This is a genomic window from Sphingopyxis sp., assembly GCF_050916055.1.
Taxonomy (GTDB): domain Bacteria; phylum Pseudomonadota; class Alphaproteobacteria; order Sphingomonadales; family Sphingomonadaceae; genus Sphingopyxis.
Genome location: NZ_CP051527.1, coordinates 354,668 through 368,570, shown reverse-complemented (window position 1 = coordinate 368,570; position 13,903 = coordinate 354,668). Strand labels below are relative to the sequence as shown.

Genomic DNA, 13,903 nt, shown 5'->3' with positions numbered 1-13,903 from the left:
AGGGGACATTGCGCCAATGCAAGAGAGTAAAACTGGAGGGAAGCGGGCGCGACGCGCTGATCCCGACGCCTTTGCCGAGCGCGTGCTCGGCTATTTCTATCCCGTGCACTACCGGTTCGGCATGGAGATGGAGCAGGCGATGGGTCAGGGCCAGCTAGGCCGCAAGCAGGCCGCCCTCCTCTGGCTCCTGCATTCCGAAGCCGGCGCCGATGGCTGGATGCCGCGCAAGGATATCGAGGCGACGCTCGGCACCTGGTTTGAGATGAGCCCGCCCAATGTCACCAAGATCATCCGCGACACGGCGAGCCCGCCGCACGAAATGATCGAGATTATCGAGAGTCCGGGTTCGGGCCGCGAGAAAATGCTGCGGCTGACTTCAGCGGGCCGAGAGTTCGTAACCACGATGATCGACTCGGCGACGAATTTTCTCACCGGACGCGTCGGACATATGAATCAGGCCAAGCTGGCCGCGGGTCTCGCTTTCCTCGAAGAAGCCTTTGGACAGGAAACCAATTTACCAATTTGAAACTTCCAAATTGGAATCTTACAGAAACTGCATAATATAGTCAGCGCAGCGTGAAGCTGCGCAGGCGAGTCGCATCAGCGACCGCAGTTCGGGAGAGGACAGGATGGAATTTCGCAAATTGCGCCGCCGTGCGCTGATGACCTTATGCGCGAGCGTGGCCTTTTGCCCTGCGGCCGCCTGGGCCCAGAGCGACGCGGCAGAATCGAACGCCCCCGACGACGGCACGATCATCGTCACCGCGCAAAAGCGCGAGCAGCGCCTGCAGGACGTGCCCGTCTCGGTGACCGCGCTGGGCAGCGCGCAGCTCGAAGCGGCAGGGATCGACAGCGGCACCGAAATCGCGCGCCAGACCCCCAATCTTCGCGTCTCGGTTCTCGGCGACGAGAGCCAGCCCAAGTTCGCGATCCGCGGCATCTCGACCCCCGAGTTCAATCTCAACGCCATCTCGGCGACCGGCGTTTTCTACGACGAGGTCTATGTCGGCTCCTCCTTCCTCGGCGGCGCCCAGATCTTCGACATCGAGCGGGTCGAAGTGCTGCGCGGACCGCAGGGCACATTGTTCGGGAAGAACACGACCGCCGGCGCAATCAATTTCATCTCGCGCGCGCCGACCTTCCGCAACGAGGGCGAAATCAGCGTCGGCTATGGAGAATATAACTACGCCGAGATCAAGGGCGCGGGCGAGGCGCCGCTCATCGAGGACAAGCTCTCGGTGCGCTTCGCCTTTAATGTCGCGCATTCGGACGGCTATATCGAGAATGTGAATCCCGCTGGGCGCGATCTCTCGAACATCGACCGTAAGGCCGGCCGCCTGACGATCGGCTACAAGGATGATGCGGGCTTCGACGCGACGCTGCGGCTCTTCGCCGTCCAGAATGATGCGCGCGCGATCGGCGCGATCAACGAAGGCCTCGGCCCAGGCGGCACCAATGCCTTCGGGCTCAACCCTCGCCTCAACCCGTTCGACGGAACCCCGCTCAGCCGCCATCAGGTTGCGACCGACCGCTCGGGCGTGATCGAAGTGCGCGGCCGCGGCGCGATCCTGACAATGAACAAGGATCTCGGCGGCGTCACGCTGACCTCGATCAGCTCCTATATCGGCGGCCGTTTTCTCAATCTCGTCGATGGCGACGGGACGATCGCGCCGCTGCTCCACATCGATTTCGGATCGAAGACCGAGGAATATAGCCAGGACCTGCGCCTCTCGACCAATGGCAGCGGCCCGTTCAACGCGATCGTCGGCCTCTATCATCAGCGCGACGATATCGACATCGAGACGACCTATCTGCTCTTCGGCGGTCCGCCGGTTTTCCCGGTGCTCACCCAGAGCTATGAGCAGGCGCGCCGCTCCTATGCGGTCTATGCCGACGGCACCTTCGACCTGTCGCAGGCGCTCGCCGTCTATGGCGGTGTCCGCTACACATGGGACAAGGGCCGGCTCACCAATTTCCAGGTCGCCCCGATCATCCCGGTGCAGCCCGATCAAAGCTATAGCGATGGCGAGCTGACGGGGCGAATCGGCGTCCGGCTGAAGCCCGCGGACGACATCATGATCTACGGTCAGTTCGCGCGCGGCTATCGCAGCAGCGCGATCAACGGCGGCGCGCTCACCAACCCCGCCGACCTCAACGTCGCAAATCCCGAAAAGCTCGACAGCTGGGAAGTCGGACTGAAGTCGCAACTGTTCGACCGTGCCTTGACCTTCAACGCGTCGGCCTTCCTCTACAAGTTCCGCGACCAGCAGTTCATCAATGTCGTCGGCATCGGCAACCAGCAGCTCGTCAACGCTGGCCGGTCAGAGATCAAGGGTCTCGAGATCGAGGCTGTACTGCGCCCGGTCGAAGGTTTCAGCCTCTCGGCCGGCCTCGGCCTGCTCGACAGCGAGTATAAGGAACTGGTGCTCAACGGCGTCGATCTTGCGGGCAACGAGCTGATCGAGGCGCCGCACCGCACGCTCAACCTCGCGGCCGACTATCGACTGCCGATCGGCGCCGAGGGTTCGCTGAGCTTCCATGTCGATGCGACGAACGTCACAAGGCAATATTTCTCTGCAACGAACAGCGCCGATTTTCGCGTCCCCGCCTTCTGGGACCTTGGCGCGCGCATCGCCTTCGTCGAGCCCTCGGGCCGCTTCGAGATCGCCGCCTATGCGAAGAATCTCACCGACAATCGCAAATCGACGGGCATCCAGATCGATCCCTCGACGCTGACCAAATTCTCGACCGTCCCCTATCCCCGCCGCTTCGGGGTCGAACTGACGGCGCGCTTCCGGTGAGCGGCGCGCCGATCGAGGAGGAATTTTTCCGTCTGCGCGAGCGCGGGGGCCTCGCGCCGCTCGCCCGGCGCTGGTCGTCGGGCGAGCCTCTTCGCGCGATCATGGTGGTCTCGCACGGGATGGGCGAGCATGCGGGGCGCTACCTCGCGCCGCTCGAGCCAATCATCCGCCGCGGCGTCGACATCGTTGCGATCGACCATCGCGGTCATGGCGAGGATGCGCTCGCGGCGGACCGCCTCGGCGACTTTGGCGAGGGCGGCTTTGTCGGCGTCGAGGATGATCTTCTTGCGCTCGTCGATTGGGCGAAGGCGGCGGCACCCCGCCTTCCCCTCTTCCTTTTCAGCCACTCGATGGGTTCGATGATCGCGCAGGCCCTCGCAATCGATCATGGCGATCGCCTCGACGGCCTCATCCTTTCGGGCTCTGTCGCTGTCGACCATATTCCCGCGGGTGGCGATCCAGCGGGCCTGATCGCAGCGCTGAATTCGCCGTTCGAGCCTGCACGCACCCCGTTCGAGTGGCTTAGCCGCGACGCGGCCGAGGTCGATCATTATATCGACGATCCCCGGTGCGGGTTCGGGCTCACCGAGGCGAGCTTTGCCTCGCTCGCCGCCGAAGGCCCCCGGCTCGCTGATCCGGCGGCGATCGCGGCGATCCCCGCGAGCCTGCCGATCTATATCTTTTCGGGCGACATGGATCCGCTCCACTGCGTTCTCGGCGGCGTAACCCCGCTGATCGAGCGCTACCGCACCGCCGGCAAGACGGTCGAGAGCCGTCTCTATGAAGGCGGCCGCCACGAAATGCTCAACGAGACCAACCGGGCCGAGGTCGTCGCCGACCTCTGGCGCTGGCTCGAGCCGCTCCTGTCCAAAGGGAGAGGCTGAGACCCGCGGCCAGGCCCGCCGACCGATCCACAATGATAAACAATCGGGAGACGGACTATGAAAACGCTTACCAGCACGCTCTTGAAAGCGGGGGCGCTGCTCGCCGCCGCGCTGGCCACCACGCCGGCGATGGCGTGGGATATCTGCTGGACGAACTGCGATTTCACGCGGACCAAATATCCGATCGTCCTCGAACATGGCCTCGCAGGCTTCAACGAGCTCGGCGGCGTCCTCCCCTATTGGAACGGTATCCCCGAGAATCTGCGATCGACCGGCGCCGAGGTCTATGTGACACAGGTCAGCCCTTTCAACAGCTCGGTCGCGCGCGGCGAATCCCTGATCGCGCAGCTCGACGACATTCGCGCGATCAAGGGCAAGCCCACGTTGAAGTTCAACCTGATCGGGCACAGCCAGGGTGGTCTCGACATCCGTTATGTCGCCGCGGTGCGACCCGATCTCGTCGCTTCGCTGACCACGGTTGGCTCGCCGCACAAGGGCTCGGATCTGATTACCTTCGACGTCAACGGGCAACTTGTTCCGACGCCGGCCTCGAATGCGTTCAGCAATCTCGTCAGCATGATCTGGAGTTCGCTCGGGGGCAGCCCCGACCCGATCAGCATAACGGCGGTGCTGAAGAACTTCTCGCCCTCAGGGATCGCCGCCTTCAATTCGAGCTTCCCGGCCGGAATGCCGACGACGCCCTGCGGCCAGGGACAGGCTGTCACGCAAACATCCGCCGGATCGATCCGCAACTATAGCTGGTCGGGCGATGCGCCGTTTACCAATGCGTTCGATCCCGGCGACCCGGCGCTGGTGGCGCTCAGCCTCTTTTACGACGAGCCCAATGACGGGCTGGTCGAGACCTGCGCCAGCCATTTCGGGACGGTCATTCGCGACAATTACCGCATGAACCATCTCGACGAAGTCAATAATCTGTTCGGACTGACCTCGGTCCTCGAAGTCGACCCCCGGACGCTTTATCGCAATCATGCGAACAGGCTGAAGACGGCGGGCCTGTGATCGCGCGGGACGGCGGGTCCCGGCCGAAAGGCCGGGCGCTCGCTATCGCAGCCGGCGGGACACTGCTCATCTTCGGCATACTGACCTGGCGTCTGGTCCCGGGCAGCGGTGCCGACACCGACGAACAGGGCCATCTCGTCACGCTTGCCGACAATGGCCTGTCCGCCGACGCAAAGGCACGCCTCGCCATTCCGGCGGCCGCGAGCGCGCCGCTGCCCGCATCGCTGGCAGGTACCGCGGTAGACGGCAGCTTCACGCTCGACGGCGCCGGCCATTTCGTGCCGGATAAAAATGCCCTCCGCCTCTTCGAATATTTCTTCAGCGCCAATGGCGAAGAGAGCAAGGACGTCCTACGTGGACGCATCCTGCTGCATGCGACGGGAGCCGGTCTCTCCGATCGCGCGGTGAACGAGATAGCCGCGGTTCTCGACCGCTACATGGCCTACAGGGATGCCGCGCGAGCGACGCTTGCATCGGGCGGCGGAAGCCCGGCGGACCTGGGTGCCAGGGTCTCCCAGATGCGAGCATTACAACGCGCGACGCTTGGCCCCGATCTGGCAAAAGCCTTTTATGGGGACGACGCGGCGCTCGCGGATGTCGACATGCGGCGCCTTGCTATCCTCCGCGATTCCACGATGACACAGGGTGAGCGGCAGCGCGCAATTGCCGCGATCGACGCGCAGGTGCCGCAAGAAGTTCGCGACGCCCGGGAGGCGTCCGCGATGCCGTCGGCCCTGTACCAGCGCGTCGAGGCCATGCGTGCATCGGGCGGATCGAGCGAGGAGATCGCGTCGCTGAGGCGATCGGAATATGGCGCCGGTGCCGCCGACCGCTTGGCCACGCTCGATCAATCGCGCGAGCGTTGGACCCAGCGCATGACCGCCTATCGCAGCGAAGAACAAGCGCTGCGATCGGCTTATGGCAGCCCGGACAGCGGTGCCTTTCGGCAGGCCGTCGAGACGCTCCGCCAGCGTCATTTCTCCGCCGAAGAGCTGGCCCGGGTCCGCGCTCTCGACGCCGAAGGGCGCTGAGCGGCGGACTACCGAAGACCCGCCGCCCAAGGCCGATACGGCCATCGCAATCAGCCGGCGTCGAAGCTCCGCTCGAGGATCGCATTCTGGTCGATGCCTCCGGGCATCGTCCCGAACGCCTGGCCCCCGGCCCCGCCAAGGCGCGTCGCGCAAAAGGCATCGGCGACCGCGTGCGGCGCGTGACGGATGAGCGCTGCGGCCTGTAGCGCGAGCGCCATGCGCTCGGTGAGATAGCGCGCGCTCTCGTCGGCAAGCGGCTCGCCGCGGATCAGCTGGTCGAGTTCGGCGATCGCCGCATCCATCCGCCGGTCACCGCCGCGCGCGGTTTCGAGTTCGGCGAAAAAAAGATCGGCCGCCGCGGGTTCCTTGCGTAGCGCGCGCTGGACGTCGAGACTGATGACATTGCCCGCCCCCTCCCAGATGCCGTTGAGCGGCGCTTCGCGATAATAGCGGGGGATCACCGATTCCTCGATATAGCCGGCGCCGCCATGCACCTCCATCGCTTCATGGATGAAGGGAACCACGCGCTTGTTCAGCCAATATTTGGAAAGCGCCACCGCGAGCCGCCCGAAGACGCGCTCGCCTTCGTCGTTGCGCGCGGCGTCGAAGGCGCGCGCGATGCGGAACACCATCGCGGTCGCCGCTTCGCTCTCGACGGTGAGGTCGGCGAGGACATTGCGCATCAGCGGCTGGTCGATGAGGCGGCGCTGGAAAGCAGTGCGGTTGCGCGCATGATGCGTCGCATGCGCAAGCCCGAGCCGCATGATGCCGGCGGGCACTAGCGAGACGTCGAAGCGGGTGTGCAGCATGAATTCCATCACCACCGGAATGCCGCGCCCTTCCTCGCCGACAAGCCATCCATGCGTGCCCTCGAATTCGAGCTCGGTCGAGGCGTTCGACTTGTTGCCGAGCTTGTCCTTGAGGCGCTCGAGCGAAATCGGATTGCGCGTCCCGTCGGGGAGCCAGCGCGGCACCAGGAAACAGCCCGGACCCTTTTCGGTCTGCGCGATGACGAAGATGATGTCGGCACCCGCCGCCGAGCAAAACCATTTGTGCCCGGTGAGAATATATTCGCGGCCAGGCCCCGATTGCCCCGCGGGCTTCGCCTCGGTCATGTTGCGGCGAATGTCCGAGCCGCCCTGCTTCTCGGTCGCGGTGAAAGCGATCGAAATGCCGCTTTTCTCGCCATGCGGTATGGGCCTCGGATCATAGTCTTTCGAGACCATGAGCGGCTCCCATTGCTCGGCGAGATCGGGCTGCTGCCACATCATCGGGACGACGCCATAGGTAATCGCGGTCGGGCAGAGCACGCCGCTTTCGAGCTACGCGAAGAGCATCGAGGCGGCGCCGCGCGCGACATGCCCTCCGCTGTTCTTCGTCCGCCAAGGCAGAGCATGCACCTCATGGCTATAGGCAAGACCCATCAGATCGTGCCAGGCCGGGTGGAATTCGACGGTGTCGACGCGCTGGCCGAAGCGGTCGAAGCGCTTGAGCTCGGGCGTGTAGCGGTTCGCCGAGTTGGCCTTGTGCACCCATTCGGGATCGAAGACCTTGGCGCCGAGCGCGGTCAGATCCTCCGCCGCCCAGCCGCCGCCCTCGCGGGCCACCGCTTCGCAAAGCGCGCGGTCGGCGAGAAAGGCGTTCGCTCCTTCGAGCGGCGGCGGCTGGTTCTCGACGCTATGGGTGCGAAGCTGGGTGCGGGGGCTACGAAAATTCATGCAAAGGCTCCGGTCAGGTCGACACGCGTCGGGAATGTGTAAGGGGCGAAGATGCGCGCAATCCGCGCCTGGTCAGCTTCATCGTCGGCCGTGACGACGAGGGTGAGCTTGCCGCCCTTCTCCTCGACCGCGACCGCGCGGTCGGGGCATTCGGCCCGGCCCACCGCCTCGAGCGCCATGATGCGCAAATGCGGCTTCGACACCTTGCCGACGGCCGTCATGGGCAGCGCCGCTAGCGTGACGATGTCGACGGGGACTGCGGCGCGCTCCTGAATATGGGCGCGCGCATGCGCCGCGAGTTCCTCGGCCGACGCCTCGGCCCCCGGCTTGAGCTCGACATAAGCGATCGGCAGTTCGCCCTTCGATGGGCACGGCCGCCCGACCGCAGCGGCGTGCAACACCGCCGGATGCTGGGCCAAGACCTCGTCGATCAGCGCGGAATCGATATTGTGACCGCCGCGGATGATGACATCTTTTTCGCGCCCGAAGATCCAGACATATTGGTCGTCGTCGACCATGCCGATGTCGCCGGTCGTGGCCCAGACGAGCCCATCGGGGCCGCCCTCGACAAAGAAACTCTTGTCGGCAGCCGGATCGACATAGCCGGGAATGAGCGTCGGTCCGGCCGCGATCAGCACGCCGCGTTCGTCAGCGCCCGCCTCGCGAACGAAGCGATTGCCGTCCAGAACGGCCGAGATCACCCGGTGAAAGGGCACGACGCGCCCGCAAGAGCCGAGGCGCGGCGGCACATCGCCGTCATAATGGAAGCTCAATATGCCGTGGAATTCGGTGCCGCCCCAGACCTCCTTGAGCTGGATTCCGAAGCGACGTTCGAAGGCGCGCGCCACTTCGAGCGGCAGCGGCCCGCCGCCGGTCGTATAGCGCGCGAGAGTCGCCGGCCCCTCGCCCCTGGCGCTCGCGAGCCCGGCCGCCGTCGTCGGCGCGGTGACGATCGCGGTGATGCCCTGCTCGCGCACGATGTCCCAGAAGCGCGGCATCACCGCGGGATTGCGGAAGCCGTCGGCGGTCAGCGTGACGATCGTCTGGCCATAGACGAGCCCGCGCGTCCCCGACGCGATCGCACCGCCGACGTGAAAATTGGGCATCGCATGACCAAACACAACATCCTCTTCGGGGCCCATCGCCATGCCGCAGAGCCAGCCCTGGAGGAGTTGGCCTTCATGCGTGTGGCGCACGAGCTTCGGACTGCCTGTCGTGCCGCCGGTGTGCAGATAGGCGCATTCGGCGGCGGGATCGGTCTCGGGTTCGAACCCCAGAACCGCCGCCTCGCGCGCCAGCGCCGCCTCGAAGCTTCGCGGATCGTCCGGTTCCGCGGCTGCCAGCCAGACTTGCCGCACCCCCGGCGCCCGATCGAGCAGCGCATCAAGCCGCTCCCACACCCCCCGCCCCCGTTCCGGCGGCACCGTGACAAGAGCCGTCGCGCCGGCCGCGTTGAGGATTGCGCCGACATGCTCGACATCGAGAAACGGATTGATCGGCACATAACGTCCGGCGATCCCACCCGCCCACATCGCGATAAAAGCCTCAGGCAGGAAGGGCATGACAACGCCGACAACCGGGGGTGCGCCCTCGTCGGCACCGCGAAACAAATTGGCAGCCCGGAAAACCTGGTCGCGATAGTCCCTAAAACTTAGGCGATTGGCCGCTGCGGCATCATCCTTAAGCTGGACGATCGCGGCTTTGTCCGGGAAGCGCTTCGCGGCATCTTCGATCGCGCCGGCAAGCGTCCACGCGGGAAGCAGGCGCTGCCAGCCTTCCGCCTCGAGCGCCGCGGCCATGTGGGCCGATCGCACGGGATGCCGGATGACCTCTTCTCGCTCGCCTTCGCTGCTCACCCATCATCTCCCATTATCGAGACGCCGATAATCCTGTTTACCGGTCAGGCGGCCGAAATGCCGCCGTTGACGCTGATCGCCTGTCCGGTAATGCGCGCCGCATCGGGCGAGCAGAGAAAGGCGATGGTCGCCGCGACATCGTCGGCATTGGCGACGCCGAGCGAAGCAAGCTTGGCCGCCTTGCCGAAGAGCCGCGCACTGAACTCGTCCTCCATCAGCCGTTCGTAGATCGGCGTTCCGCTGATGAGCGACGGCGTGACGATGTTAACGCGGATACCGTCGCGCTTTACCTCCATCGCCATGGCGCGCGCAAACATGGTGATCGCTGCCATCGCCGCTCCGATAACCGTTTCTCCGGGTGTCGCTGACTTGGCGGCGTCGGACGCGACGAGGACGATTGCTCCTGATTGGCGGGCCCGCATGCCGGGCAGGACCGCGCGGCTCATCAGCATGGGGGCGGCGGCCTGGTCGACGAGAATGCGCGGGATTTCGGTGGGATCGATATCGCCCAGCAGACGCGGCAACACCGCCGCCGCCGTCGAGACGACGAGAACGTCGATCGCACCGAACGTGGCTTCGACCGCCGCGACAAGGGCAACGGCCGCATTTGGATTGTTCGCATCGCAGACGAAGAAACGGGCATCGACATACGCCGACGACAGGCTCGCGGCCGCGGCCGCGCCGCGTTCGGCGGAGCGCGCCGCGATGGCGATCTTCGTGATCCCTTGGGAAACAAGGCGATGCGCCGTGGCCAGGCCGACGCCCGATGAGCCGCCGACGATCAGCGCGGTCGACGGGCGATTCCTGCTGACGGATGGACCGCCTTCTGCTTGCTCCGACGCGCTCGCGTTTATTTCGCTGCTCAACCGGCTCCCAATCATGCCTATTATTGTAAATAGGATTACTATATGCCACTCACGTAAGCGTCAAGCGAGCGAACGACTATCGGTACGCCGCGTTACTCAGACGCGATCACACGAGGAAGCCGGCCTGGGCGTTTCGCAGTGACGTCGTCGTTGAAGAGCGATGTTGCCGGCAATGATCGAGGCTGCCGCTTCGCCGTCCGGATGGGACTTTAGTCACGCATTGCCGGAACTCGGCGGCGGACGGTCTTGTCCCTTGCGCCGAGCCGTATCTCGTCGAGCCCGCAAGTCGGGGCGCTTTCATTTGCCGCGCAAAAGCCCTCGGGATCGAACGTCATCGCTCTCCTCTCACACTACCGGGTTAAAACGAGGCAGGATCCGATTTTTCATTCCCAGTCGATCATCTCAAAGTCGCGCTTTTCCGACCCACACTCGGGACAAATCCAGTCGTCGGGCACGTCGGCCCAGCGCGTTCCCGCCGCGATACCTTCGTCGGGCCAACCCTTCGCTTCGTCGTAAATATAGCCGCAATTAAGACATTTATAGCGTTTGAAGTCATCTGCCACGCCGCCTACCCCTTCCGAATCCGAACCGGCAGATGGTGAAATCCACGCGTGAAGCATGACGGAATGCGTTCGGGCTCGCCCGCGATCTCGACCGTCATGTCCCGCGCGAGCAATTCTTCGATCAGCACCTGCAGTTGCAATTCGGCGAGGCGCGCGCCGAGACAACGGTGGATGCCGTAGCCGAACGACAAATGGCGGCGGCTGTTGCTGCGACCGACATCCCAGACGTCGCCGTCGGGAAAAACCGTCTCGTCGCGGTTCGCTGAATTATACCAGAGCGCTACCTTGTCGCCGGCTTTCAGCTTTTGACCGCCGAGCTCGGTGTCCCGGACCACGGTACGCCGCATGTGACAGATTGGGGTTTGCAACCGGATTGTCTCGGTTGCAGCGGTCGAGATCAGCGAGCGGTCGGCCTTCAAACGAGCCCACTGGTCGGGAAATTTGTTCATTTGTTCGACCAAGCCCGACATCGAATTGCGCGTCGTGTCGTTGCCGCCGACGAGCAGCAGCGCGATCGCACCGATGAAGCGCTGTTCGTCGAGGTCCGCCATGGCTTCAGAATGCGCCATAATGGACAGCAGATCGCCTTTCGGCGGTATAGCCTTGCGCTCATCGAACAATTGTTTGAACGCTGCCGCCATTTCGAAAATATGCGTTTCCCGCTCGGCATTGAGCACCGGGTCGGGACCGATGTCGATCTTGGCGGTCCAGTCGGACCAGATGGGCAGCCGATGGCGGTCGTCCCAGGGCCAATCGAAAAGCGTTGCGATCATCGATGTGGTCAATTCAATCGAGACCCGCTCGACCCAGTCGAATGCCTCACCGACCGGCAAGCTGTCGAGCAGGCGCGCGGTACGATCACGCAGCGCCACCGCGTGCCCCGCAATTTCCGACGGGCCGAACGCCGGCGCAACGGTCTTGCGCTGCGCGCCATGTTCGGGATCGTCCATGGCGATGAACATTGCCAGTTTCACATTGGTATCCTGCATATCGAAAAGGACGATCCCGCCATGTTCGAACGAGGAAGAAAATGTCTGTGGGTCGGCCTCGACCGCGACGATGTCGTCGTAGCGGGTTACCGACCAATAAGGACCGAACACGCTGTCGGGACAATAATGGACCGGCGCTTCAGCGCGGAGCAACTCGAAGAGAGGTCGCCAACTGTCTTCAGCGTAAAGCTCACCCCGCGACACGTCGAGTGTCAACAGGTCGTCTTTGGTCAGCCCTTGTGTTGTCATCGTCGCGCTCCTCACCGCCCGCTGCTAATTCTTCTCGACCAGAATCTCGACGAGGGCTGCGCGGGCCACCGGGTCAACGCCGATCCCGTCAAGATAGGTTGCAATTGAGCCGCAGCGCGCTTCGATTTCAGCAAAGGCGGCGGCAAGATAATCGGCTTTGACGCCGAGCACCGCGTCCATAACGCCGTCGTCGGGTGCGATGCCTCCCTCTTCGGCGGCGCGTTCCATCAATTGGGCGCGGAGCGGGCCGGCAGTCAGCGCATCTTTCGACCGCAGATAGTCGGCGACGATGGCATCGAATGGCACGTCCAATATCGTCAGGATCAGCGCCGCGAGCAAGCCGGTGCGGTCCTTGCCCGCCGAACAATGGATCAGAACAGGCGTCGCACCGTCTGCCATGCGGTCTAGAATCTCGGAATAGAGGGACCGGTACACCGGGTTGAACGGCAGGTCGCGATAGAAGTCGCCATATCGTCTATCGATCGCATCGATATCGGTCATGCCTGGACGGAAGAAGTTGAGATGAGGAGCGGTTTGGTCGGTCGTTTGACCATGCGCCAATATGCGATCGGCATGGTCGTCGATCCAGAAGGAAGGCGCCTTGGCGCGTTCTCCGGGATGACGCAGGTCGGCGACCAGCGCGAAGTTCAACGCCCGCAGCTCGTCCGCCGCCGTATCGTGGACATGGCTTAGCTGGCCGCAGCGATAAAGCTGCCCGCTCCGCACCCGGCGGCCATCGGCGGTCGCCACGCCCCCGAAATCCCGGAAATTGAAGATCGCTTCCTCCTGTTTACTGTTTGCGCCGCGGCCCACCAGACCCCGCCTAAAAGGTCAGCACCGGCTTGATCGCCGATCCGTCTTCAGAAGCTTTTGCCGCCTCGTTGATCTGGTCAAACGGGAAGATCTTGACCAACCGATCGAACGGGAATTTTCCCGCCCTGTACCAAGCGATCATCTGCGGGATGAAGGTCTGCGGATCGGCGTCGCCTTCCGTGATATATTTGATGATCGTGCCGCGGACGAGCATGCTCATCATGTTGGCCGGCAGCATCGCCTCGGGCGGCGGCACCGCAATTAACCCGACCGTGCCGTGCGCAATCGTGGTTTCGACGGCAACCGCGACGACATCGGGGATGCCCGTCGTATCGAGCGCGTGATTGACCCCGCCGCCGCTCAGTTCCTTGATCGTATCGAGGACATTTTCGGTGGCTCCGGGATCGATAACATGCGTCGCGCCAAGTTCGAGTGCGAGCGCGCCGCGCGCCGCATTGGGCTCGACAACAATTACCGTCCCGGCATCGACAGCGCGGGCGCCAAGCAAGGCCGAAAGGCCAACGGCACCGCCGCCGAAGATCGCCAGCGACTGGCCCGCTTTCAGCCCGAGCGACAGGATCGCCGCTCCCGCCCCGGTCTGGATGCCGCAGCCCAGCGGGCCAAGGATCTCGATCGGCAGATCCTTGTCGACCTTCACCGTGTTGCGCTGGTTGGCGATGGCGTAGCTGCCGAACGAGGATTGTCCGAAGAAACTGCCATGGATGACCGAACCGTCCTGGCTCAGCGGCGAGCTGCCGTCGTCGAGGCGAACGCCGGCAAAATTCTGCGCGAGGAAATTGTGGCAATAGGCGGGCAGATCCTCCTCGCATGTCGGGCACGCTGCGCAGCTGTTGAAGCTGAGCACGACGTGGTCGCCGACAGAAAGGCCGCTCACGTCGGGGCCGACCGCTTCGATCACCCCCGACCCTTCGTGTCCCAGCACGATCGGCAACGGCACCGGAAAGCCGTCCCGCGCGACAAGGTCGGTGTGGCACATGCCGACGCCGGCGATCTTGACACGCACCTCACTGCCCCGTGGCTCGGCGACCTCGATCTCTTCGACGCTGAAGCGTCCGCCAACGTTGCGGACGATGGCTGCGGTGGCTTTCATCT

12 protein-coding genes and 1 pseudogene are annotated in these 13,903 nt (G+C 64.1%); 5 read left to right on the top strand and 8 right to left on the bottom strand.

Going from position 1 to position 13,903, the window contains the following annotated elements; genetic code table 11:
• Positions 1–16 precede the first annotated feature (16 nt).
• The 5 genes from HEQ22_RS01775 to HEQ22_RS01755 all read left to right on the top strand — a co-directional run bounded on the left by HEQ22_RS01775 (position 17) and on the right by HEQ22_RS01755 (position 5,736).
• Positions 17–526: a hypothetical protein gene (locus HEQ22_RS01775; protein WP_432769489.1), complete on the top strand. Its 510-nt coding sequence runs from the start codon at positions 17–19 to the stop codon at positions 524–526.
• A gap of 103 nt (positions 527–629) precedes the next feature.
• On the top strand, positions 630–2,801 hold the full coding sequence (locus tag HEQ22_RS01770) for a TonB-dependent receptor (protein WP_432769488.1): 2,172 nt from the start codon (positions 630–632) through the stop codon (positions 2,799–2,801).
• The gene (locus HEQ22_RS01765; protein WP_432769487.1) at positions 2,798–3,685 is read left to right on the top strand and encodes an alpha/beta fold hydrolase; all 888 of its coding nucleotides are present in this window, start codon (positions 2,798–2,800) and stop codon (positions 3,683–3,685) included. The genes HEQ22_RS01770 and HEQ22_RS01765 overlap by 4 nt, the downstream gene beginning before the upstream one ends.
• 57 nt (positions 3,686–3,742) lie before the next feature.
• Positions 3,743–4,705 (top strand): lipase family alpha/beta hydrolase, encoded by a 963-nt coding sequence (locus HEQ22_RS01760; protein WP_432769486.1) that lies wholly within the window; start codon positions 3,743–3,745, stop codon positions 4,703–4,705.
• The gene (locus tag HEQ22_RS01755) at positions 4,702–5,736 is read left to right on the top strand and encodes a lipase secretion chaperone (RefSeq protein WP_432769485.1); all 1,035 of its coding nucleotides are present in this window, start codon (positions 4,702–4,704) and stop codon (positions 5,734–5,736) included. The genes HEQ22_RS01760 and HEQ22_RS01755 overlap by 4 nt, the downstream gene beginning before the upstream one ends.
• 50 nt (positions 5,737–5,786) lie before the next feature.
• Here HEQ22_RS01755 and HEQ22_RS01750 read toward each other — a convergent pair whose 3' ends face one another.
• From HEQ22_RS01750 to HEQ22_RS01715, 8 genes and pseudogenes are all read right to left on the bottom strand, one after another.
• On the bottom strand, positions 5,787–6,851 hold the full coding sequence (locus tag HEQ22_RS01750; RefSeq protein ID WP_432770921.1) for an acyl-CoA dehydrogenase family protein: 1,065 nt from the start codon (positions 6,849–6,851) through the stop codon (positions 5,787–5,789).
• Positions 6,852–6,998: 147 nt separating this feature from the next.
• Positions 6,999–7,454, bottom strand: a pseudogene (locus tag HEQ22_RS01745) (DNA alkylation response protein); the annotation flags it as partial.
• Complete coding sequence (locus tag HEQ22_RS01740; RefSeq protein ID WP_432769484.1) at positions 7,451–9,310, bottom strand: AMP-binding protein; 1,860 nt, start codon at positions 9,308–9,310, stop codon at positions 7,451–7,453. The pseudogene HEQ22_RS01745 and the gene HEQ22_RS01740, both read right to left, overlap by 4 nt.
• A gap of 44 nt (positions 9,311–9,354) precedes the next feature.
• Positions 9,355–10,191: an SDR family NAD(P)-dependent oxidoreductase gene (locus HEQ22_RS01735; RefSeq protein WP_432769483.1), complete on the bottom strand. Its 837-nt coding sequence runs from the start codon at positions 10,189–10,191 to the stop codon at positions 9,355–9,357.
• Positions 10,192–10,559: 368 nt separating this feature from the next.
• Complete coding sequence (locus HEQ22_RS01730) at positions 10,560–10,739, bottom strand: rubredoxin (protein ID WP_432769482.1); 180 nt, start codon at positions 10,737–10,739, stop codon at positions 10,560–10,562.
• Between the two features lie 5 nt (positions 10,740–10,744).
• Positions 10,745–11,713: a cytochrome P450 gene (locus tag HEQ22_RS01725; protein WP_432769481.1), complete on the bottom strand. Its 969-nt coding sequence runs from the start codon at positions 11,711–11,713 to the stop codon at positions 10,745–10,747.
• A gap of 288 nt (positions 11,714–12,001) precedes the next feature.
• Positions 12,002–12,727 (bottom strand): tyrosine-protein phosphatase, encoded by a 726-nt coding sequence (locus HEQ22_RS01720; protein ID WP_432769480.1) that lies wholly within the window; start codon positions 12,725–12,727, stop codon positions 12,002–12,004.
• A gap of 73 nt (positions 12,728–12,800) precedes the next feature.
• Positions 12,801–13,901, bottom strand: coding sequence for an NAD(P)-dependent alcohol dehydrogenase (locus HEQ22_RS01715; protein ID WP_432769479.1), 1,101 nt, complete (start codon positions 13,899–13,901; stop codon positions 12,801–12,803).
• Between the last annotated feature and the right edge of the window lie 2 nt (positions 13,902–13,903).